General features: G+C 62.4%; 13 protein-coding genes, 1 tRNA gene and 1 pseudogene. 13 read left to right on the top strand and 2 right to left on the bottom strand.

Annotated elements, in window-relative coordinates:
• Positions 1–228: 228 nt before the first annotated feature.
• A complete protein-coding gene (locus I8J34_RS22645) occupies positions 229–864 on the bottom strand; it encodes a class I SAM-dependent methyltransferase (RefSeq protein WP_214363910.1) in 636 nt (211 codons plus the stop codon).
• A 509-nt stretch (positions 865–1,373) separates the two neighbouring features.
• On the bottom strand, positions 1,374–2,906 hold the full coding sequence (locus tag I8J34_RS22640) for a fumarate hydratase (RefSeq protein ID WP_214363909.1): 1,533 nt from the start codon (positions 2,904–2,906) through the stop codon (positions 1,374–1,376).
• Positions 2,907–3,211: 305 nt separating this feature from the next.
• Here I8J34_RS22640 and acs point away from each other — a divergent pair, with 305 nt between their 5' ends.
• The 13 genes and pseudogenes from acs to I8J34_RS22580 form a co-directional block, all read left to right on the top strand.
• A complete protein-coding gene (gene acs / locus I8J34_RS22635) occupies positions 3,212–5,173 on the top strand; it encodes an acetate--CoA ligase (protein ID WP_214363908.1) in 1,962 nt (653 codons plus the stop codon).
• Between the two features lie 202 nt (positions 5,174–5,375).
• The gene (locus I8J34_RS22630; RefSeq protein ID WP_214363907.1) at positions 5,376–5,573 is read left to right on the top strand and encodes a hypothetical protein; all 198 of its coding nucleotides are present in this window, start codon (positions 5,376–5,378) and stop codon (positions 5,571–5,573) included.
• A gap of 8 nt (positions 5,574–5,581) precedes the next feature.
• Positions 5,582–8,320, top strand: a complete 2,739-nt coding sequence (locus tag I8J34_RS22625; protein WP_214363906.1) for a sensor histidine kinase — start codon at positions 5,582–5,584, stop codon at positions 8,318–8,320.
• 56 nt (positions 8,321–8,376) lie between these two features.
• Positions 8,377–8,757, top strand: coding sequence for a response regulator transcription factor (locus I8J34_RS22620; RefSeq protein WP_214363905.1), 381 nt, complete (start codon positions 8,377–8,379; stop codon positions 8,755–8,757).
• A complete protein-coding gene (locus tag I8J34_RS22615) occupies positions 8,754–10,922 on the top strand; it encodes an exonuclease domain-containing protein (RefSeq protein ID WP_214363904.1) in 2,169 nt (722 codons plus the stop codon). The genes I8J34_RS22620 and I8J34_RS22615 overlap by 4 nt, the downstream gene beginning before the upstream one ends.
• Positions 10,923–11,015: 93 nt before the next feature.
• Positions 11,016–13,052 carry a sodium:solute symporter family protein gene (locus I8J34_RS22610; protein ID WP_230411967.1) on the top strand — a complete coding sequence of 679 codons (2,037 nt, stop codon included), beginning with the start codon at positions 11,016–11,018 and terminating at the stop codon, positions 13,050–13,052.
• 53 nt (positions 13,053–13,105) lie between these two features.
• A tRNA-Ser gene (locus tag I8J34_RS22605) sits at positions 13,106–13,196 on the top strand.
• Positions 13,197–13,406: 210 nt separating this feature from the next.
• Positions 13,407–13,538 (top strand): annotated as a pseudogene (locus tag I8J34_RS25015) (helix-turn-helix transcriptional regulator); the annotation flags it as partial.
• Positions 13,496–13,615 carry an AlpA family phage regulatory protein gene (locus I8J34_RS25345; RefSeq protein ID WP_508626314.1) on the top strand — a complete coding sequence of 40 codons (120 nt, stop codon included), beginning with the start codon at positions 13,496–13,498 and terminating at the stop codon, positions 13,613–13,615. The pseudogene I8J34_RS25015 and the gene I8J34_RS25345, both read left to right, overlap by 43 nt.
• Positions 13,616–15,318: 1,703 nt before the next feature.
• Complete coding sequence (locus I8J34_RS22595) at positions 15,319–16,653, top strand: diaminobutyrate--2-oxoglutarate transaminase family protein (protein WP_214363901.1); 1,335 nt, start codon at positions 15,319–15,321, stop codon at positions 16,651–16,653.
• Positions 16,643–18,286, top strand: a complete 1,644-nt coding sequence (locus tag I8J34_RS22590; RefSeq protein WP_214363900.1) for a thioesterase domain-containing protein — start codon at positions 16,643–16,645, stop codon at positions 18,284–18,286. The genes I8J34_RS22595 and I8J34_RS22590 overlap by 11 nt, the downstream gene beginning before the upstream one ends.
• On the top strand, positions 18,283–19,704 hold the full coding sequence (locus I8J34_RS22585; protein WP_214363899.1) for an MFS transporter: 1,422 nt from the start codon (positions 18,283–18,285) through the stop codon (positions 19,702–19,704). Before I8J34_RS22590 ends, I8J34_RS22585 begins: the two co-directional genes overlap by 4 nt.
• A 176-nt stretch (positions 19,705–19,880) precedes the next feature.
• On the top strand, positions 19,881–22,213 hold a 2,333-nt coding region (locus I8J34_RS22580; protein WP_214363898.1), incomplete at its 3' end, for a non-ribosomal peptide synthetase.

Here is a 22,213-nt window from a genome sequence, read left to right as displayed (position 1 = left end):
CCATCCCGAACAGGACCGTGAAACGGAACAGCGCCGATGATAGTGCCCAACTCGGGTGTGAAAGTAGGTCATCGTCAGACTAACCAAAAGAAAAACCCCCGTAGTCATCTTGACTGCGGGGGTTTTTTATCGCGCCAAGCTTCCCTGCTCATACAAAATACCCTTCGATTGCTCAAAGCAGGCCACGCAGAGGTGGCGCCCGCGAATTCCGTGGTCGGTTCTCGGGAGTTATCTCGTGGGTTCCGCCACGACGACGAACTGGAAGTACTTCATGTCTTCGGCCCACCGTCCAAGGAGCGGAAGTAGAACTCTGGTTCTTCTTCCTGAATCCCAGTAAGGATTGATTCCTTCGATTTTCTTGATCGAGAAACCTGCCTCGTCGATTGTTCTTTCAAGACTTTTCTTGGTGAAAAATCTTAAGTGGGTATCGTCAAGGATGCCCCTCTCGGTGTACTTCCAGTCTTTTTCGAAGAGTAGATTCTTGACGTTCTCGATGTAGCGGACGTTCGGAACGCAACACACGAGTGTGCCTGACGGCTTGAGCTTCTGTTTGGCCAGCCTGAGTGGGCTGATAGGCTCTGGAAAGTGTTCAAGGCTGTCGTTGAAGGTTACAACGTCGAAGTAGGCCTCCGGGATTGGTGCGTTCAAGTCGAAAAAATCGTTGACGACATTATCGAGTTTCGACTTGGCTCGCAGCGCGGCTTCGGACATGGGCTCGACGCCCCAGACTTCGGCGCCGGAGGCTGTCCGTACGACAGATCCAAACTCGCCGGCCGCACACCCTACGTCGAGTAACGTTTCGAATGTGTCCGGTAAAAAATCCAGAATGACCGCTCGGTTGCCGCTGTAACGCTTGTTCTTCACACAATGCCTCCGGACGCGCCCCCTTCTTGCGTGGAAAAGGAAGGAGGCGCGGAGAATGACCGTAAACTACATGCAATCGGCTTACTGGCAGCATAGGAGCATGGAGGATTGGCGTCCAGCGTCGAAAGTGTCACAGGCTTTGTTCCAGGGCTCAGACCCCTTGATGCTGCGCAGTGCAGCCAGACGCGCTGTCGCTCAAAGGCGGACCGAAGCGTTAGCCTGAAAGTTGGGGACTGCATGTGTAGGTGTGGGCCGTGGTGGCGAAGCAGGACATCAGCGTAGGACGTGAAATCGGTAGGTGATCGAGGAGGCTCAGCGAAGTAGGTGTTTCGACAACTCAACCGAGTCACAAGGAAAAACCCGGTGGACAAGCATAGGCCGGCTGCGGTGCTGCCCGCGGCGAGTGTTCCGCGCGCAACGGGAGCCGTCAGGCGAGCGTGATACGCGCGGCTGGTCACAACAAAAAAGCCCGGAGATCCGGGCTTTTTGATTGGCGAAGTCGTTCGTTCTCAGTTGGCCACGACTGGGATCTTGCCGATCTTGGCCTGCCACTGCTTCGGGCCGGTGTTGTGCACCGATTCGCCGCTCGAGTCGACAGCGACGGTGACCGGCATGTCGACCACGTCGAACTCGTAGATGGCTTCCATGCCGAGATCCGCAAAGCCGACCACCTTGGACGCCTTGATGGCCTTGGAGACCAGGTAGGCTGACCCCCCAACGGCCATCAGATAGGCGGCTTTGTTGTCCTTGATGGCTTCGATGGCGACTGCGCCGCGTTCGGCCTTGCCGACCATGGCGATCAAGCCGGTCTGCTCGAGCATCATGCGGGTGAATTTGTCCATGCGGGTGGCGGTGGTGGGGCCGGCGGGGCCGACGACTTCGTCGCGCACCGGGTCGACCGGGCCGACGTAGTAGATCACGCGGTTGGTGAAGTCCACTGGCAGCTTTTCGCCTTTGGCAAGCATGTCGGCGATGCGCTTGTGGGCGGCGTCGCGTCCGGTGAGCATCTTGCCGTTGAGCAGCAGTACCTGACCCGGTTTCCACGAGGCCACTTCGTCGGCGGTCAGCGTGTTCAGATCGACCCGGGTGGCGACGTTGGTGTCGGCCTGCCAGGTGACATCCGGCCAGTCTTCGAGGCGCGGCGCTTGAAGATGGGCGGGGCCGGAGCCGTCGAGCACGAAGTGCACGTGACGGGTCGCGGCACAGTTGGGGATCATGGCGACCGGCAGAGAGGCGGCGTGAGTGGGGTAGTCGAGGATCTTGACGTCCAGTACGGTGGTGAGGCCGCCGAGGCCTTGGGCGCCAATGCCGAGCGCATTGACCTTGTCGAAGATCTCCAGGCGCAGTTCCTCGACCCGGCTCAGCGCTTCGCCTTTGTCAGCCCGGGCCTGGAGTTCCTGGATGTCCACGTGGCCCATCAGCGATTCCTTGGCCAGCAGCATGGCTTTTTCCGGCGTGCCGCCGATGCCGATGCCGAGGATGCCCGGCGGACACCAGCCGGCGCCCATGGTCGGGACGGTCTTGAGCACCCAGTCGACGATCGAGTCGGACGGGTTGAGCATGACCATCTTGGATTTGTTCTCGGAGCCGCCGCCCTTGGCCGCACAGGTGATGTCGACGGTGTCGCCCGGCACGATTTCATAGTGCACCACAGCAGGCGTGTTGTCCTTGCTGTTCTTGCGGGCGCCGGCCGGGTCGAGCAGGACCGAGGCGCGCAGGGTGTTGTCCGGGTCGGTATAGGCGCGGCGCACGCCTTCGTTGACCATCTCCTGAACGCTGAGGGTGCTGTCCCACCGGACGTTCATGCCGACCTTGAGGAAGACCACTGCAATCCCCGTGTCCTGACAGATGGGGCGATGCCCCTCGGCGCACATGCGGCTGTTGGTGAGGATCTGGGCGATGGCGTCTTTGGCGGCCGGCGATTGTTCGCGTTCGTAGGCTTCGCCCAGGGCCTGGATGTAGTCCAGCGGGTGGTAGAAGCTGATGAACTGGAAAGCGTCCGCGATGGACTGGATGAAGTCTTCCTGCTTGATCGTGCTCATGGTGGGCTCCCTCACAGAGAAAGGCAGGCGCTGCGGCGAAGGCAGCCCTGCCATGATGCGACCACGAATCGCTTGGTCGGCGTCGTGGTGTCGGGCGAGATTCTACCACTGCCCTGTAACGCACTTTGTGTTGCAGCGCCACGAAGGTGTAAGTCCTGTGTAAGATAGATATCCTCTAATGCGCCCTGTTCTCAGTGGCGGGTTGTATTCGGAGGTGCCGCTGATGGTAATGTTTGTTGATTGCCCTGCCTTCGGCCGGAGCAAGTAACCGAATTTCGATTCCGTGAATTGAGGAGAGGTGAGAGATGTCCGACAACGCCCAGAAGCTGTACTACCCCCCCGAGTCGCTGGCCAAGAGCGCCGCGGTCTCCGGCATGGAGGCCTATCAGGCGCTGGTCAAGCAGGCCGAGACCGATTACCAGGGATACTGGGCCAACCATGCCCGCAACCTGCTCGACTGGAAGAAGCCTTTCACCAAGGTGCTCGACGAGTCGAACGCACCGTTCTTCAAATGGTTTGACGATGGCGAGCTGAACGTCTCCTACAACTGTCTCGATCGTCAGGTCAACAACGGCTTGGGCGACAAGGTCGCCATCATCTTCGAAGCGGACGATGGCCAAGTCACCAAGGTGACCTACAAGGATCTGCTGGGTCGCGTGTGCAAGATGGCCAACGCGCTCAAGAGTTCGGGCGTGAACAAGGGCGACCGCGTCGTCATCTATCTGCCGATGTCGATCGAGGGCATCGTGGCCATGCAGGCGTGTGCCCGCATCGGTGCCACGCACTCGGTGGTGTTCGGCGGCTTCTCGGCGCAGTCGCTGCGCGATCGTATCGAGGGCGCCAGCGCCGTCGCGCTGATCACTTCCGATGGCCAGTTCCGCGGCGGCAAAGCCCTGCCGCTCAAGCCGATCGCCGACGAAGCGCTGGGCATGGGTGGCTGCGAGTCGATCAAGAAGGTGCTGGTGGTCAAGCGTACCGGTGCCGAGGTCAATATGGCCGCCGGGCGCGATGTGTGGTTGAGCGATGCCCTGGCCACGCAGGCGGATACGTGCGAGCCGGAATGGGTGGGTGCCGAGCATCCGCTGTTCCTGCTCTACACCTCCGGGTCGACCGGCAAGCCGAAGGGGGTTCAGCATTCCAGCGGCGGCTACTTGCTGCAGGCCATCCTGAGCATGCAGTACACCTTCGATATCAAGCCGGACGATGTGTTCTGGTGCACCGCCGACATCGGCTGGGTCACCGGCCACACCTATATTGCCTATGGTCCGCTGGCCTGCGGTGCCACCCAGGTGGTGTTCGAAGGCGTGCCGACCTACCCGGATGCCGGCCGTTTCTGGAAGATGATCCAGAACCACAAGGTCAGCGTCTTCTATACCGCGCCGACGGCCATCCGTTCGCTGATCAAGGCGGCCGATGCCAACGAAAGCGTGCACCCGAAGCAGTACGATCTGACGAGCCTGCGCATCCTCGGCTCGGTGGGCGAGCCGATCAACCCGGCTGCCTGGGAGTGGTACCACGAGAACATCGGTGGCGGTCGCTGCCCGATCGTCGATACCTTCTGGCAGACCGAAACTGGCGCGCACATGATCACGCCGCTGCCGGGGGCCACGCCCTTGGTGCCGGGTTCCTGCACCCTGCCGTTCCCGGGCATCCAGGCTGCCGTGGTCGACGAGACCGGCCTCGAAGTGCCCTGGGGCCAGGGCGGCATCCTGGTCGTCAAGCGTCCGTGGCCGTCGATGATCCGCACCGTCTGGGGCGACCCGGAGCGCTTCAAGTCGTCCTACTACCCGGCCGACTTCCAGGGCAAATACTACCTGGCGGGCGATGGCGCCATCCGCGACGCCGACACCGGCTACTTCACCATCACCGGCCGTATCGACGACGTGCTGAACGTCTCCGGTCACCGCATGGGCACGATGGAAATCGAATCGGCGCTGGTGGCGCATGAGAGAGTGGCCGAGGCGGCAGTGGTCGGCCGTCCGGATGACACCACCGGCGAGGCGATTGTCGCCTTCGTGGTACTCAAGGGCCCGCGCCCGTCCGGTGCCGAGGCTCAGGCCGTGATCAAGGAATTGTCGAACTGGGTGGCCAAGGAGATCGGCCCGATCGCCAAACCCAAGGACATCCGCTTCGGTGAGAACCTGCCGAAGACCCGTTCGGGCAAGATCATGCGGCGCTTGCTGCGCCAGTTGGCCAAGGGCGAGGAGATCACGCAGGACACCTCCACGCTCGAGAACCCGGCCATCCTGGACCAGCTCAAGGGATAAGCGCCCGCTATCGGAAGCGCGGCACAGACCGCGCTCCGACCAGAACAACGAGGGGAGTCGGCCATAGAAGCCGGCCTATACATGAGGAGACGAAGGCGCGGTAACGCGCCTTCTTTTTTGCATGGTCCCGTCCGAGGGGCACGGCGGGCGGGCCCGAGGGGCGGGCTATAATGGTTTTCCGTATGTCGGAGGAGGTACGGTGATGCGCAAAGCGCTCGCGCGGCAACGCTTGATCGCCTGCACGCTGTTGGCGGCTCTGGCCTTCAATGCGCCGCTCCTGTGGCTCTTCGACACCGCCGTTTCCGTTGCCGGCGTTCCCTTGGTGTTTCTCTACCTGTTCGGTGTCTGGGCGGCCGTGCTTGCGGTGTTGGCCTGGGTCGTCGAATCGGGTCCGCGATAGGCTTTGGCATGTTGTCGAGCGGACTGATCGTCGGCGTCTCGTTTGCCTATCTGGTGGTGTTGTTCGGCGTGGCCTTGTATGGCGATCGTCGGGCCGATGCGGGGCGCTCGCTGATCGCCAACCCGTGGGTCTATGCGCTGTCGATGGCGGTGTATTGCACGGCGTGGACCTACTATGGCAGCGTCGGGCGCGCGGCCACGGCGGGCCTGGGCTTTCTGCCGGTGTATCTCGGGCCGACCCTGGTCATGGGCGTCTCCTGGCTGGTCCTGCTGAAGATGGTGCGTATCAGCAAGGCCTATCGCATCACCTCGATCGCCGACTTCATCGCCTCGCGCTACGGCAAGAGCCGCCTGCTGGCGAGCATGGTCACGCTGGTGGCGGTGATCGGCATCGTGCCCTACATCGCACTCCAACTCAAAGCGGTGTCCAGCGAATATGGCCTGCTCACCGGCGGGCATCCGGGCACCAGCGGCGACTGGTATCGCGACACGGCGCTCTACATGGCCTTGGTGCTGGCCGCATTCACCATGATTTTCGGCACCCGCCATCTCGATGCCACCGAGCGTCACGAAGGCATGGTGGCGGCGATTGCGTTCGAGTCCCTGGTCAAGCTGGTGGCCTTCATGGCGGTCGGCATCGTGGTCACCTACTACATCTTCGATGGTTGGGAAGACCTGTTCGTGCGCGCAGCCATCGCGCCGGATCTGGCGCCCCTGCTGAGCCTCGACGCCGTGGGCAACAAGGCCGACTGGTTGGCCCTGACCGTGCTCTCGGCGCTCGCCTTCCTGATGCTGCCGCGCCAGTTCCAGGTATCGGTGGTCGAAAACGTCGACGAGCGCCATCTCAAGCGCGCCACCTGGTTGTTCCCGGCCTACCTGCTCCTGATCAACATCTTCGTCCTGCCGATTGCCCTGGGGGGCATGCTTCATTTCCCCGCGGATGTCATCGACCCGGACTCCTTCGTGCTCACGCTGCCGCTGGCCGAAGGCTATTCCATGCTCACCCTGGCTGCCTTCATCGGCGGCCTGTCGGCGGCCACCAGCATGGTGATCGTCGAAACCATCGCCTTGTCCACCATGGTCTGCAACGACCTGGTGATGCCGCTGCTGCTGTCGAACCCGCGCTTTCGCCGCTGGGCGCCGCACGACCTGACCGGCCTGTTGCTGCTCATCCGGCGCGGTGCGATCGTTGCGATCCTGCTGCTCGGCTATCTCTATTTCCGCCTTGCCGGCCAGGCGTATGCGCTGGTCTCCATCGGTTTGATCAGCTTCGCCGCCGTGGTGCAGTTCGCCCCCGCGCTGCTCGGCGGCATGTACTGGCGGGGCGCGACGCGAAACGGCGCGGTGGCCGGTCTGCTGGCCGGGTTCTGTGTGTGGCTCTACACCTTGCTGCTACCCTCGTTCGCCAAGTCGGGCTGGTTGCCGGCGGACTTTGTCGACTCCGGCATCTTCGGCATCGCGCTGTTGATGCCCGAACGCCTGTTCGGCTTCGACGGCGTGAACGCCACCACCCATGCCTTGTTCTGGAGCATGCTCGCCAACATCGGCGCGTTCGTGGCCGTCTCGCTATGGCGCCCGCCCACCGCGGTGGAGGCCGGGCAGGCCAGTCTGTTCGTCGATATTCTGAAGCGTGAGCCACGCGGTGCGGCCAGGCTATGGCGCGGTCAGGCCAAGCTCGACGATCTGCGAGCGCTGCTGGTGCGCTTTCTGGGCGCCGAGCGGGTGCGTGCTGGCTTTGCCAGCTATGCCCTCAGTCGTGGCGAGGACGATATCGAAGCGCTCGAGGCCGACGCCGACCTGGTGCACTTTGCCGAAACCCTGCTGGCCGGGGCCATCGGCAGCGTGTCGGCGCGGGTGATGATTGCCTCGGTGGTGCAGGAAGAGTCGCTGGGCATCGAGGAGGTGATGAACATTCTCGACGAAGCCTCGCAGGTCCGCGCCTACTCGCGCGAGCTCGAAGAAAAGTCGCAGGCCTTGCAGGCGGCCACCGAGGATCTGCGCGCCGCCAACGAACGGCTGCAGGAGCTCGACCGGGTCAAGGACGACTTCATGTCCTCCGTTACCCACGAGCTGCGCACGCCGCTGACCTCGATCCGCGCGTTCTCCGAGATGCTGCTGGACGACCCGAAGACCGATCTGGCCGAGCGTAGGCGTTTTCTCGGCATCATTGTCGAAGAGACCGAGCGCCTCACGCGGCTGGTCAACCAGGTGCTCGATCTGGCCAAGATCGAGTCCGGCCACGCGCAGTGGCACGAGACCGATGTCGACCTGATCGAACTGATCGAGCATGTGGCGACGACGGCCGGCCAACTGGTCAAGAGCCGCCATGCCGAACTGGTGCTCGACCTGCCGCCGACGGTGACGCTCTTGCGGGTCGACCAGGACCGCCTGATCCAGGTGCTGACCAATCTCATCGGCAACGCGGCCCGCTTCGTGCCGGGGAGCGGCGGGCAGGTCAAGGTGGTGCTGCGCGAGAGCGGGGATTCGGTGCGGGTCGACGTGTGCGACAACGGGCCCGGCATCGCGCCTGAGGCGCAGAGCGAAATTTTCGAAAAATTCCGGCAGGTCAGCGGCAGCGCCGGCAAGCCCACGGGCACCGGGTTGGGCTTGCCGATCAGTCGGCAGATCATCGAGCATTTTGGCGGCAGGTTGTGGGTCACGAGCATTCCCGGAGAGGGCGCCGTGTTCTCGTTCGAACTGCCGCTCAAACTGGCGGCACCGACCGCCGACAGCGACCGGGCGGCATGATGCCAGCGGTCGAAACACCATGATTTAGCATGAGATGCGAGGGGGAGGGCGGACTTATGACGGATGCCAAGACAATACTGATTGCAGACGATGAACCGAACATCGTCATCTCGCTGGAGTTCCTGATGAAGCGCGAGGGCTTCAAGGTGTCGATCGCGGTCGATGGTGAAGAGGCCATTGCCAAGATCCGCAGCGAGTCGCCCGACCTGGTCCTGCTCGACGTGATGATGCCGAAAAAGAGCGGCTTCGATGTCTGCCAGGAGGTCAAGGGCGACCCGGCGCTGGCCGGCACGCGCATCCTGATGCTCACCGCCAAGGGCCGCGACACCGAAATGGCCAAGGGCATGGCCCTGGGTGCCGATGCCTACATGACCAAGCCGTTTTCCACCAAAGACCTGGTGGCGCAGGTGCGTCAATTGCTCGGGCTGGATGTATGAGCCCGAAGCATCGCCTCTTGTTGAGTGTCGGCCTGGTCTGTGTTTGGTTGCTGATCGTCTTCGGCGTGACCGGCTGGGTGGTGTGGGTCGACCTGTCGCCCGACGAGCGTGTCGCCCTGCTGCCGATCGTCGCGCCGCGCGGTGCCCTGATCGGCGCCATGCTGATCATGGCCATGGCGGTCAGTGCCATCGTGCTGCGCGACCTGCATCGCCGCTATGTGTATGTGCCTGCGCGGTTGGCCGAAGACGGCCGCACCCTGCTCAAGGCCGAGCCGACCCGCCGCCTGAAGCCCGCCGGCAATGACGAAACCTGTGCCTTCGTCGACATCATCAACGCCCTCGCCGACCAGCGCCAAAGCCTGCAGGACGATGTCGAAGTGCGTGTCGCCGATGCCCGGCGCTCGGTCGAGGAAGAAAAGAACCGGCTCGGCGCGCTCATGTCGGAGCTCTCGCAGAGCGTGGTGGTGTGCAATCTCGACGGCCGCATCCTGCTCTACAACAACCGCGCGCGGCTGCAGTTCCGGGCACTGTCCGACGCGCCCGGGGCGGCCGGCGGCGGCGAGTTGATCGGCCTGGGGCGGTCGATCTACGCCGTCATGGACCGCCACCTCATCGCCCATGCGCTGGAGAACATCCAGCATCGCTTGCGCAAGAGTTCGGCGCAGCCGGTGAGCAACTTCGTCACCACCACCCGCGCCGGCCAGCTGCTGCGGGTGCAGATGACGCCGGTGCTCGGCGCCGCGCCCGAAGAGGGCGCCGACCGTCCGGTGTCGGGCTTCATCCTGATGCTCGACAACATCACCCGCACCATCGAAAACGAAGCGCGTCGCGACGAAATTCTGCACACCCTCACCGAAGGCAACCGCGCCTCGCTGGCCAATGTGCGGGCAGCCGCCGAAATGCTCGACTTCCCCGATCTGGACGACGAACTGCGCCAGCGCTTTCGCCGCGTGATCCGCGACGAGGTCAAGGCCATGAGCGACCGCCTCGACCACAGCGCCTCGGCCTTTGCCGATTCGCTCAAGGCACGCTGGCAACTCGAAGACATGCTCGGCGCCGATCTGGTGGCCGCCGCCCAGCGCCGGGTCGAGGCCCGCCTGTCGCTGCGCACCAAGCTCGAAGATGTCGACGAGACCGTGTGGGCCAAGGTAGACAGCTTCTCGCTGCTGCAAGCCATCACCTATCTGGCCAGTCGCCTGTCGGACGAATTCGAGATCCGCGAACTGCGCTTCCGGTTGACCAAGGCCGGCCGCCTGGTGCACCTCGACCTGATCTGGTCGGGCCAGGCGATGAGCACCGAAACCGTCATGAGCTGGGAGCTCGAGCCCATGCGTTTCGCCGGCGAGAACAGCCCGCTGACCGTGCGCGACGTCATCGAGCGCCACGGCGGCGAAATGTGGCTGGAGCGCGAGAAGGTCAAGCACCGCGCCTTCTTCCGGCTGGTGCTGCCCTCGGCCACGCCGCAGGCCGAGGTCGAGGCCGAGGTCTACCTGCGTGGCGACAGCCGGCCCGAATACTACGATTTCGACCTGTTCAGCTGGTCCGAGCGCAGCCACGAACTGGACGACCGGCCCTTGACCGAGCTGGCCTACACCGTCTTCGATACCGAAACCACCGGCCTCAACCCCTCGCAGGGCGACGAGATCATCCAGATCGGCGCCACCCGCATCCTCAACGGCAAGCTGTTGCAGGGCGAAGGCTTCGAGCAACTGGTCGATCCGCAGCGCAGCCTGCCGCCCGAGTCGACCAAGATCCACGGCATCACGCCCGAGATGCTGGTCGGCCAGCCGGTCATCGCCAAGGTGCTGCCGGCGCTGCACGACTTCGCCGCCGACACCGTGCTGGTGGCGCACAACGCCGCCTTCGACATGCGCTTCCTGCAACTGAAGGAGGCCGTTGCCGGCGTGCGCTTCGACCAGCCGGTGCTCGACACCCTGCTGCTGTCCGCCATCATCCACCCCAACCAGGACAGCCACCGTCTCGAGGCCATCGCCGAGCGCTTCGGCGTCACCGTCATCGGCCGGCACACCGCCATGGGCGACGCCATCGTCACCGCCGAAGTGTTCCTCAAGATGATTCCCCTGCTCGCCGAAAAAGGCGTGCGCACCCTCGGAGAAGCCCGCGAAGCCGCGCAGAAGACCTACTACGCCCGCCTGAAATACTGAGCGGCAGCCACCGCGGGCCGTCGGCCCGCGGGGTATACTTTCGCGAACATGCGCGCGCCGGCGGCGCAGCGGCAAAGGGGAGAGGCGGCACGCGTGGCGGATTCTGGGTTTTCGCAGCAACTGCGCCGGTACTACGGCTGGTATACCGGCACCTTCCTGGTGCTCGTCGTCCTGCTCGCCGTCGGCGAACAGTTCGGCCTGTCCTCGCGCGCCATCGGCCATGTTTTCCTGTTTGCCACCATCGCCATCTACGCCACCATCGGCGTCGTGAGCCGCACCGCCGACGTCGCCGAATACTATGTTGCCGGGCGGCGCGTGCCGGCGGTGTTCAACGGCATGGCCACGGCCGCCGACTGGATGAGCGCCGCCTCCTTCATCGGCCTGGCGGGCACGCTCTACTTCTCCGGCTTCCAGGGCTTGGCCTTCGTTACCGGCTGGACCGGCGGTTATGTGCTGGTAGCCCTGCTGCTGGCGCCCTATCTGCGCAAGTTCGGCCAATACACCATCCCCGATTTTCTCGGTGCCCGCTACGAGGGCAACATCGCCCGCCTGGTCGGCCTGGCCGCCACCATCCTCGCCAGCTTCGTCTATGTGGTGGCGCAGATCTACGGCGTGGGCCTGATCGCCAGCCGCTTCGTCGGTGTGGAATTCGAGATCGGCCTGTTCGTCGGCCTCGCCGGCATCCTCGTCTGCTCCTTCCTCGGCGGCATGCGCGCCGTCACCTGGACGCAGGTGGCGCAGTACATCATCCTGATCATCGCCTACCTCGCACCGGTGGTCCTGCTGTCATGGAAAGTCACCGGCGTGCCGGTGCCGCAGATCGCCTACGGCACCGTGCTGCAGAAGATCAGCGAAAAGGAAAACCAGCTGCTCAGCGACCCGGTCGAGTCCGACGTGCGCAACCAGTATCGCTACCGTGCGCTGGCCTACGAACAAAAGATCGCCGACCTGCCCACCTCGATGGATGCCGAACGGCATGCGCTCGGCGAGCGCGTCAAGCAACTGCGCATCGAAGACGCCTCCGCCCGCGAAGTGGCCATGGCCGAGCGCGACATGCGCGACCTGCCGCGCACCGAAGCAGAGGCGAAGGTGCGCTGGGAGGCGGCCCGCCTCGACGCGCTCGACCATGCCCGCGCCCCGCCGCGCCATGCCGAAGCCCATCCCGGCGCCACGCCCGAAGAGTCGCAGGCAGCGCGGCGCAACTTCCTGGCCCTGATGTTCGTGCTCATGGTCGGCACCGCCGCGCTGCCGCATGTGCTGATGCGCTACTACACCACCCCCGGCGTGTCCGAGGCACGCCGCTCGGTGATGTGGTCGCTGGTGTTCATCTCGCTGCTCTATGTCACCGCGCCGGCCTATGCCGTGTTCGCCAAATGGGAGGTGTACAGCAACCTCGTCGGCAGCAGCATCGCCTTTCTGCCCGACTGGGTCGCCTCCTGGGGCAAGGTCGGCCTGGTCAGCGTCGAAGACATCAACGGCGACGGCCTGCTCCAGCTCGCCGAGCTGACCCTCAACACCGACGTCATCGTGCTCGCCACCCCCGAAATTGCCGGGCTGCCCTATGTCATCTCCGGCCTGGTCGCTGCGGGGGGGCTCGCCGCCGCCCTGTCGACCGCCGACGGCCTGCTGCTGACCATCTCCAACGCCTTGTCGCACGACCTCTATTTCAAGATCATCAACCCGCGCGCCACCACCCAGCGTCGGCTGGTGATCTCCAAGTCGCAACTGCTGCTGGTCGCCGCCATCGCCGCCTGGGTCGCCTCGCTACGCCCCGACAACATCCTCTTCATGGTCGGCCTGGCCTTCTCCATCGCCGCCGCCTCCTTCTTCCCGGCGCTGGTGCTCGGCATCTTCTGGAAGCGCGCCAACAAATGGGGCGCGGTCAGCGGCATGCTCGCCGGCCTCGCCATCACCCTCTACTACGTCTCGAAAACCCACCCCTTCTTCCACGGCTCGATGGCCAACGCCTGGTTCGACATCGACCCCATCTCCGCCGGCGTCTTCGGCGTCCCGCTCGGCTTCGTCGTCACCATCGTCATCAGCCTGATCACGCCGCCACCGTCTGTGGAAGTGCAGGCCCTGGTGGACTTCGTGCGCTACCCGAGCCTCACCGAAACGCCGGATCGCTAGGCGGTCGGGGGTTCCATCCGGCCCGGATTCTGATAAACTTCCGCCTCTTCCACGGAGAGGTGGATGAGTGGTTTAAGTCGCACGCCTGGAAAGCGTGTTCAGGGTAATACCCTGACGCGGGTTCGAATCCCGCCCTCTCCGCCAGTGACACAGCAAAAACGCGGCCTCTGGCCGCGTTTCTGTTTTCAGCCCACCACTCGATCCACCATTGTTGCTGCGCTTCACTGGACGTTCTGGTGCCCCCCCTACCTACAATATGACCTTAAAGGCCCGCTTGTAGGCGCTCGTATTCGCTGCTCGCATATCTGCGGGAACGCTCATCCTTGTCTCTACGTTGTATTCCGATGGAGACGTATGGTGGGTATGTTCAGGTCTGATGCGAGTTGCGAGCGGTTGCTGCAGTTCCCTGAGGTCAAGCGGCTGACGGGGCTGGGTCGCAGCAGCTGCTACAAACTGATACGGGCGGGCTTGTTCCCCCGACCGGTCGAACTGGGGGTAGTCGTGCTGTAGGTTGGCGACTATCAGAGGTCTTGGCCTGGATAGCGTCTCGGCAACGACGCTAGGGGGCGCGGAAAATTTGCCGCGCCCCCTGCCGATTTCACTCAGTACAGCGTCAGATCTCCGAGGTACGCTGCGGGAATGTCGATCTGGAAGTGGCCCAGCTCTTGCGGGACAAGGTTCGCGGCGGTGCGTTTATCGAATCCAGCACCGAGTAGGGCCTGAAATCGCCACACTGCGTAGCTGTGGCGCAGGCCGTGGTAACCGAGACTCCACCCGAGAACCCGTTTGCTGATGGTCGAAAATGCCTGAGATAGGTTTTGCCCGAGGGCGAGGTCGTACCATGCGTCGTAGAGAATCCGTCGATCCCTGACAGGAGCCGGATGTGGCCGTCGCTGCTATTCGATCGCATCCGAGAGGAATCGAGGTACGGTGACCTCGCGGCACAGCCCCCCTTTGCCTGTGACTAGGTAGCGTGTTGTGGCAAACGGGAGGGCTGTAAATCAAAGCGGATCCCATTCTCGGTGCATGGATGGAGTTCCCTCACTCCGCGGCCGAAGCGTCGCGATCTCATGGGCGCGAACACCCGCATAGAAGCCGAGCAACACGCTGATCGATTGGACTTCGTTGGTATGCTCCAGGATTTTTGCGACCTCAGATCGCAGGTACCGTCGAAATCGTCCACCGCGCTCGCGCAATGATTTGATCTGCGGCAGCTCGCAGCGGTAGCTTTTCCCTTGTGCCCGACGGTACGAGTTGACGGTGGCTTGGCTAAGGTCGCATGCGATCTCCTCCAGATAGGCGAGGAGGGCGGATCGGCCTGTACTTAAACCGTGGAGCCTCTACGAAACCCGGGGCGATTCAATCCGTCCCCTGTCGTTACCGAAACTGCGATGGCGTTGTTGGGGAAGGGATCCGTAGGACGCCCTTTCCAATGAAAGGTGTAACAATTTTTGTCACCGCAAGGGAGATGGTTTCGATGAGCAAGCCGCCGGCCTCTCCGACTGGTGGCGTGTTGGTCGCCGCCAGGAAGCCTTGTCCCCAGGCCGAAAGTAGCCCGAAGTGCGTTGCTGCGTTGCCGCGCCGGGCCGGATCAGCCTCTCAACCTTTGTTGTGATTCTGTGAACTGCCGAGTGTCCAGCCCACGGATGCCGCTTGCTCAAGTAGTCAGAGGAATTCTCTCAGCCCAGAGAGCTATATATGGCAATGTCATTTTTTGGTACTGAGACAGGCCGTCGAGATGTGAAAATGACATAAGAATCATAGGGATGGCGTCATCATTCGGGCCATTCCTTGTGCATGAATAACGGGATTTTTTAGTGCGTATGTATTAATTCTATTTGCATATTTGCAAGGTGCGGCATGAGGCCTGTGGTGGGTGTCTGGAGGGGGCTGCCTCTGCACGTTATCGAGTCGATGCTGTTGTTTAACTCAATGATTTAGTTGGATATTTGTTCATCGCAGAACATCTTCTTCTAGCCTTTAGAGGCTTCTGTTACGTCACATAGTGATGCTGATGTAATCCTTTTGGATCATTGGTTCTTGTAATTCCATTGACATTTTGCTGTGTTCTTCTTAGTCTCCGCTCCGCGCAGGACTTGGGCGGTTGGGGCGGGGGCTTTCCTGGGCATCCCCGATGCGCACCTGCTCGCCATGCCGCAGACGTTCTCCTGGCGATCATGCTTTTTTTGCGCGGATGAACACGTGGCACCGCCGGTCGAGCGGTGTTCGGACACTGATCGGCTGATGCCGGGTTGATGGAGAGGACATGGATCGATACGAATGGGTCAGGCGGGTGGAGTCGAATGCGCGTACCTACGCGGCCACCTTTGAAAGCGTTTTTGAAGTTGGGAGCGGATTGCGACTCAAGGACAGCACAGGGCGAGACATCCTGGATTGTCTTTGTTGTGCCGGGGCGTTGCCGCTAGGGCACAACCACCCTGAGGTGAAGAGCGCGGTCGTCGAGTTTATTGACAGTGGCCATGTTCAGCAGGTGCTGGATCTCATCACGCCGGCCAAGTACGACTTCATTGAGCAGCTCTACGGCGTGTTGCCGCCGGCCTTTGCCGCGCAGTCGAAAATCCACTTTTGCAGTCCTAGCGGCTCGGATGCAGTCGAAGCTGCGATGAAGTTGACGCGAATCGCGACGCAGCGCCAACCGATCATCGCCTTTCACGGCGCCTATCACGGCATGACCGGGGCTGCGTTGGGCGCAATGGGCAATCTGGGGCCGAAGTCGAGGGGTATGTCAGCAGGCCAGAATGTGCATTTTGCGCCGTACCCGTACACCTTCCGTTGCCCGTTTGGCAGCGACGGTAGCCAGACGGACAAGCTGTCGCTTGCGTATCTGGATACGATCCTGAGCGATCCGGAAAGTGGCGTTCCTTGTCCAGCGGCGGTCATCGTGGAGGTTGTGCAGGGAGAGGGCGGGTGTATTCCTGTCTCGGACTACTGGCTTAGATCGCTCCGCGAATTGACCAAGCACTATCAGATTCCGCTCATCGTAGACGAGGTTCAGAGCGGCTTTGGACGTACGGGAACGATGTTTGCCTTCGAGCGCGCAGGAATCGTTCCCGATGTGCTGGTGCTCTCCAAAGCACTTGGAGGGGGATTCCCGCTGGCTGTGGTCATGTACCACGAGTCCCTGGATGTCTGGTCGCGTGGCATGCACGCCGGGACCTTCCGCGGCAACCAGATTGCCATGGTCTCCGGCAAGAAGACCATGGAGATCATCCAGCGTGACCATCTCGCTGCCAACGCCCGCTCACAGGGTGAAGGCCTGGTGGCAGGCCTCCGGGACTTGGCACAAACGTATCCGGAGTTGGGTGACGTCCGCGGCCGCGGTCTCATGGTCGGCGTCGAGGTCGTCAAGCCGGGTGCGACGACGGGTGCAAGCGAACCCGATGGCGAGCTTGCGACAAGAATCAAACTGGCCGCCTTCGAACATGGGCTGCTGATCGAAACCGGCGGGCGACACGGCGCTGTCATGCGTTTCCTTCCTCCGTTGAATATTTCCGAATCAGATGTGGGTGAAATTCTCTCGCGTTTCGAGTCGGCACTGACGTCGACAGTTCGGCGCAAGGAGTTGTCCTATGTTGCTTGACCCAGCGACGGATGCACTCTTCGCATCGGATTGCGCTCTCGACGGTTCGACTACCTGCGAAGCGCCGTCAAGGCATGCGTCGGTTGGTGCCGAATTCGATCCCTTTTACGTCATTGACGATGGTTCGTTGGGCAGCGACTCTCGCGCTGAGTTGGCAAAGACGCTGGAGGCCGGCCTCCGCCGATTCAAGGTCGTATTTGTGCCGGTGGCGCTGTTTGCAGACTGCCGCACGGTGAACGGGATGGCGCGGCGCATCATGGCTAGCGTCCCAAGTAGCGACCGCCGGGGGCGGTATCGAATTCTCGGCATCGGCGACGCTGGCTTCGTTGCCCTTGAGCTTGCCAATCTGCAGTTGGCCGGGGGCCGGCAAGTCGAGTTCCTCGGTTTGTACAACACGCGGTTGGCATCGATCAACGCGTCGAGCGGCAACCGTATTGGTGCCGCCCTGAGTCAGCACGTTATCGAACACTCTGCGATCAGGGTCTCTCTGTTTTCCCGGCGAGACGAATTTACGGCCGAATCGGGGCGCGCCTGGACCGACGTGCTTGGCGCAAGCCGTTGTACCGTCCACCTTCTGGGGGATGACGGCCACAAGGGAGAGGCCGGGTTCGCATCTGCGCTTGGCGCATCAATACAGTCGTGCTTCGACACGAGTGAGCCAGCCGACGCGGATGCAGCAGAGTCCACCTATTCGCCCTTGATGACCATCCAGTCGGGTGTGCGCGGTCGCGTTCCGTATGTCTGCATTCCTGGCGCAGGTGCCAGCGTGGTTGATTTCGTGCCGCTGGCTGTCGCACTCGGCAAAGAACATCCTGTGCATGGCCTTCAACCCAGGGGCATGGATGGGATCCTGCTGCCCTATCCAACGATCGAGGCCGCGGTGGAAGCCTATTTGCCGCATGTCCTCGGACTGTGCGCGCACCAGAAAGCGGTGCACTTGGTGGGCCATTCCTTCGGCGGATGGGTGGCCTTCGAAATGGCGAACCGGCTGACTGCCGAGGGCGTGGAGGTGGCATCGCTGACTATTCTCGACAGCGAGCCGCCCGCCGGCTTCGGGCGGTTGGGTGGCGAGTACACCCGGCCCGAGGCATTGAGAGAGCTCGTTGAATTGCTCGAAATGGCTGCCATGCGTAGTACCGGCCTGAGTTTGAGCGACTTCGAGTACAAAACGCTGAACGATCAGCTTGCCGTGTTGCATCGGCGAATGGTGGCCATTGGCTTGATGCCCACACGTTCGAATCCGGGGCAGTTGCTTGGTACCGTGCGTACCTTCGAGGCGGCTTTGCGCACTCCGTATCAGCCCATCTCCGCCTACGAGGGCAATGCTCGAATGGTATTCGTCCGCAACGTGGGCGAGATCGAGGCGGCCACTGAAGCTCGAGTCTGCGATGCTGCCGCTGAATGGTTGAAATGGCTACCGGAAGCGGATTGTCGTCTTGGTGGCGGGAACCATGTCACCTTGCTCAAGCCGCCACACGTCGATGGTGTTGCGCGCTGGCTGCGGGACGGGGCGCTGCTACCCGTGGTTGTCGGTCGCGCACGGATGAGGACGGCTTTCGGTAACTTAAAGGGTTGTTCGTCTGCTGGGTCGAACGGTGCGGAGCAACGCAGTGCTGGAGCGGCTTCGCGATGACCGACAAGAAAGAAAAGAAACTCTTGGGCAAAGCGTTTGCCTTTCTGTGGTTGAGCGAAACCTCCTTTGATTTTGGTTCTGCGCTCATGGGGTTCGCGCTCGGAGTCTGGGTTTTCCAAACCACGGGTTCGGCCGAACAGTTCGCCTGGACCATTCTTTCGGCGGCGGTGCCGGCCTTGCTCGTCACCCCCTTCGCTGGCGCCTTGGCGGATAGATACGATCGTCGCCTGGTCATTGCCGGGTGTGATGTCAGCGCGGCCCTGCTGGTCGTTGGTTTGGCGATGCTGTTGTTCTTCGATCAGTTGGTCGTCGAGCACCTCTATGTCTTCAATGCGATCACCTCTATCGTCGGCACCATCCGCAACCCGTCGTATCAGGCCGCGGTCGGGGCGATCGTTCCGAAGGAAAAGTTGACGCAGGCCAACGGCATGATCGGCTTTACAGACGGCATCTTGCAGATCGGCGGGCCGTTGATGGCGGGCTATCTCATGGCATCGATTGGCCTGGAAGGGATCATGGTCATTGAGGTTTGCGCCGTTACCGCCGGCGCCATCTGCGTTTTCACGGCACTGTCCCATGCCCGTCATGCGATTCGAGGGGAAAAGCCCGAGGAAACCGCGAACGTTGTTCGCAACGTGCTCGACAGCTGGCGTTCGGCGCTCGGCTACTTCAATGCCCACCGCTTGATGATCGGCCTAGTGCTCTACGCAGTCCTGCAGGAGTCCCTGCTGGTGCTGGTTTCCGCGATGGTGACGCCACTGGTGCTTTCGACCGAGACCAGTGACGTGCTTGGCTTGATCATGACGGCGGGCGCCGTCGGCGGGCTGGTCGGTTCTATCTCGATGATGGTGCTGAACCTCAAGAAGCACCTGATGATGTGGGTGCTCTTGACGGATGCGGCGCTCTCCGCCGCGATCTGCGTTGCCGGATTCACGACGTCCCCGGTTTGGTGGGGGGTGTGTGCATTCGTCGCGATGGGCGCGGGTGCCGCGTCCGGGACATGTGCAGGGGCCTTGTGGATGAGAAAGACACCCGAGGGCAAGCGGGGCAGCATTTTCGCCTTGCTCGGGGGACTCGATCTGCTGGCCCTGTGTGCAGTCATGTTGGTGGGCGGCAGCATTGGTGAGCATGTATTTGAACCGGCGCTCGCGGTCGGTGGTGCATGGGCCGAAACCATCGGGACGTATGTCGGTTCCGGACAAGGGCGGGGATACGGCTTTCTGTTTGTTGTGTCCGGGGGGCTCTGCACACTCATCTCGCTCGTCGCACTGTTCTCGCCGCGTCTTCGCAAACTCGATGCGTTGGTGCAAGACCATGACGAAAAAGGCGAGGACGATGAGGAGCTGTCTGGCGCGACCAGCGATCCCGTTTTGACGGGCATTCCAGTGACGGCCAAACCTGCTCCGACTTCTTCGTGACTGACTGATTCCTTCCCCCTATGTGATTCGACCGCGGTTGTTTGCATCCGTGGGGGGAGGGATCGTATTGCCAATGCTGCAGTGCAGCACGACCAAGGGCGCAATACCTGCGCCTGCCGAATGTTGAACATGAGCGTGTGGCGACCCGCGCTCCGCAGACTGAGCTGACGCGACACATGAACAAGACGAGCGAACTGCAGGTGGTCGAGGAAGTGCTCGACACGACGGGGGGCATTGGTGTGAATCGTGATGACCTGAACTGGTACCCGCTTTCTGCGATCCAGCGATCGCTCTGGTTCCTGTACCGGATGCAGCCCGAAGTGCGCGGATGTTTCAACATGGCGTTGATTGCCAAGGCCGATCCGGGAGTCGATCCCGAGCAGCTTCGGGGAGCGCTTAATGTAATTGCCGCGAGGCACGGCATGCTTCGCACGCGGTTTGCCGAGATTGATGGTGAGCCGCGGCAGGCCTGCGTCGAGGCTGTCGAGGTTCCTGTCGACGTCTACGACGTGAACGACCTTGATGACCCGGATCTGGTGGTTCAGGTCGAAGCTGACCGCGGACGCGTGTTCGATCTGGCCGAGGCGCCGCTGATTCGCGCCAGCCTGTACCGGGACGGATCGGGCTCATGCATTCTTATGCTGTGCATCGACCACTTGGTCGGGGATGGCTGGTCGCACTGGCAGATCGTCGAAGAGTTGGGCGAGCTGCTGGAGGGGCAGGGTGTCGATGCTCAGAGCGATTGGGATGCGGTGCCACATTTTTTTGATCATGTTGCTCAGCAGCGTGAATGGCTCGAGGCCCGGCAGGGCCAGAAGCAATTCGGGTTCTGGCAGACGGTGCTCAAAGAGCCGGCCGAGGACCTTGGTCTGGTGGCGGACGGCGACGCCCTCGTCCAGTCGCTGATCCCGCAGCGCGATACGGTGACCTGCGAGCTTTCCGCCGCGCTGTCGGCGCAGCTGCAGGGGCTGGCGAAACGCCAGAACGTTTCCATGTTCACAGTGCTGCTGGCATCGTTTTACATCTTCCTGCACCGCATCAGCGGGCAGCGTCGCATTTCAGTCGGTTCGCCCATGCCCGCGCGCGGCAGCGAGTGGAACAAGACGGTCGGCAACTTCATGAATCCGGTCGCGCTGGTGGCCGACGTCGATCCCGACATGAGCCTCGCGAAACTGCTCAAGGATGTTCATTCGATCTCCTTTCGGGCGCTCAAGAATCAGTCCTATCCGCTTGTCGAGCTGGTTGAGCGACTCAAACCTGAACGTCGTGGTTTTGCCCAACCCTATTTTCAGACCTTGTTCACCTACCAGAAAGCGCGTGCGGCGTCCTCGACGGTCAGTCTGATGGCCCATGCAAAGCACACTGGAGATGTTGCTTGGGGGGGGCGAACCCTCCGTGCCTACGGTCGAATTCAGAACAATGGTGGAGCGGGTCTTGACCTACTGCTGGAGATTGCCGAAGTCGGTGATCGTGTCATCAGCGCGCTCGACTACGATCAGAGGAAATTTGCGCGCACTACGATCGACCAGTTCCTCTCGTGCTGGACCATGATTCTCGAGTCAATGGTTGCTGGAGAGGATGAGTCCATCAGTCGGCTTTCAATTCTCCCCGCGTCCGAGCGCCATCACGTACTGCACGATTGGAACGGACCGCAGAAGGCCTACCCGCGCGACTCGAGCATCGCGGCACTGTTCGAAGCGCGCGTTGCGATGCACCCGGATCACCCGGCGCTGATCGCCGAAGACACCGCCCTGAGCTATGGCGAACTGAACGCACGCGCCAACCGGCTGGCACACCACCTGATCGGACTGGGGGTGTGCCCGGACGACCGTGTCGCGCTATGCATCGATCGCAGCGCCGAGATGCTCATCGCGCTGCTGGCCATTCTCAAGGCCGGCGGCGCCTACGTACCGCTCGACCCCGACTACCCGCTCGAGCGGCTCGACTACATGCTCGCGGACAGCACCCCCAGTGTGCTGCTCACCCACGCGCGGGTGGGTGTCCAAGTGCAAGCGGCACTGAGCATCGCCGCGGCCCGCGGCAGCGACACGGTGAGAATCATCGCCCTCGAAGGCGATGCGCCCGACTGGGCCGAGCAGGCTGACAGCAACCCCTTCGTCCCGTCGCTAACGTCGCGCCACCTTGCCTACGTGATCTACACCTCCGGCTCGACGGGCCAGCCCAAGGGGGTGATGATCGAACACCGGGGCCTGGTCAACTACACGCTCGATGCGATTCGCTGGTTTGGCCTGAGCGAACAAGACGTGGTCTTGCAACAAAACTCGTTGAACTTCGACCTGTCGCTCGAAGAGCTCATGCCTGCGCTGCTCGCCGGGGCCACGGTGATGCCCAGCAACAGGCTGTTCGGGCTGAGCGAGTCCGGCGATCCTTGCCCCAGCGTCGTTCACCTGAGCGCTGCGCACTGGCACACCCTGGTGGGCGAATGGAGCCGCGATGCGCGCAAAGCGCAAACCCAGCTAGCCGGGGTTCGTCTGATCAACGTCACGGG

The sequence above is a fragment of the Denitromonas iodatirespirans genome (assembly GCF_018524365.1).
GTDB lineage: Bacteria > Pseudomonadota > Gammaproteobacteria > Burkholderiales > Rhodocyclaceae > Nitrogeniibacter > Nitrogeniibacter iodatirespirans.
Note: the sequence above shows the minus strand (reverse complement) of the source record. Positions and strands in the feature narration are given on the sequence as shown.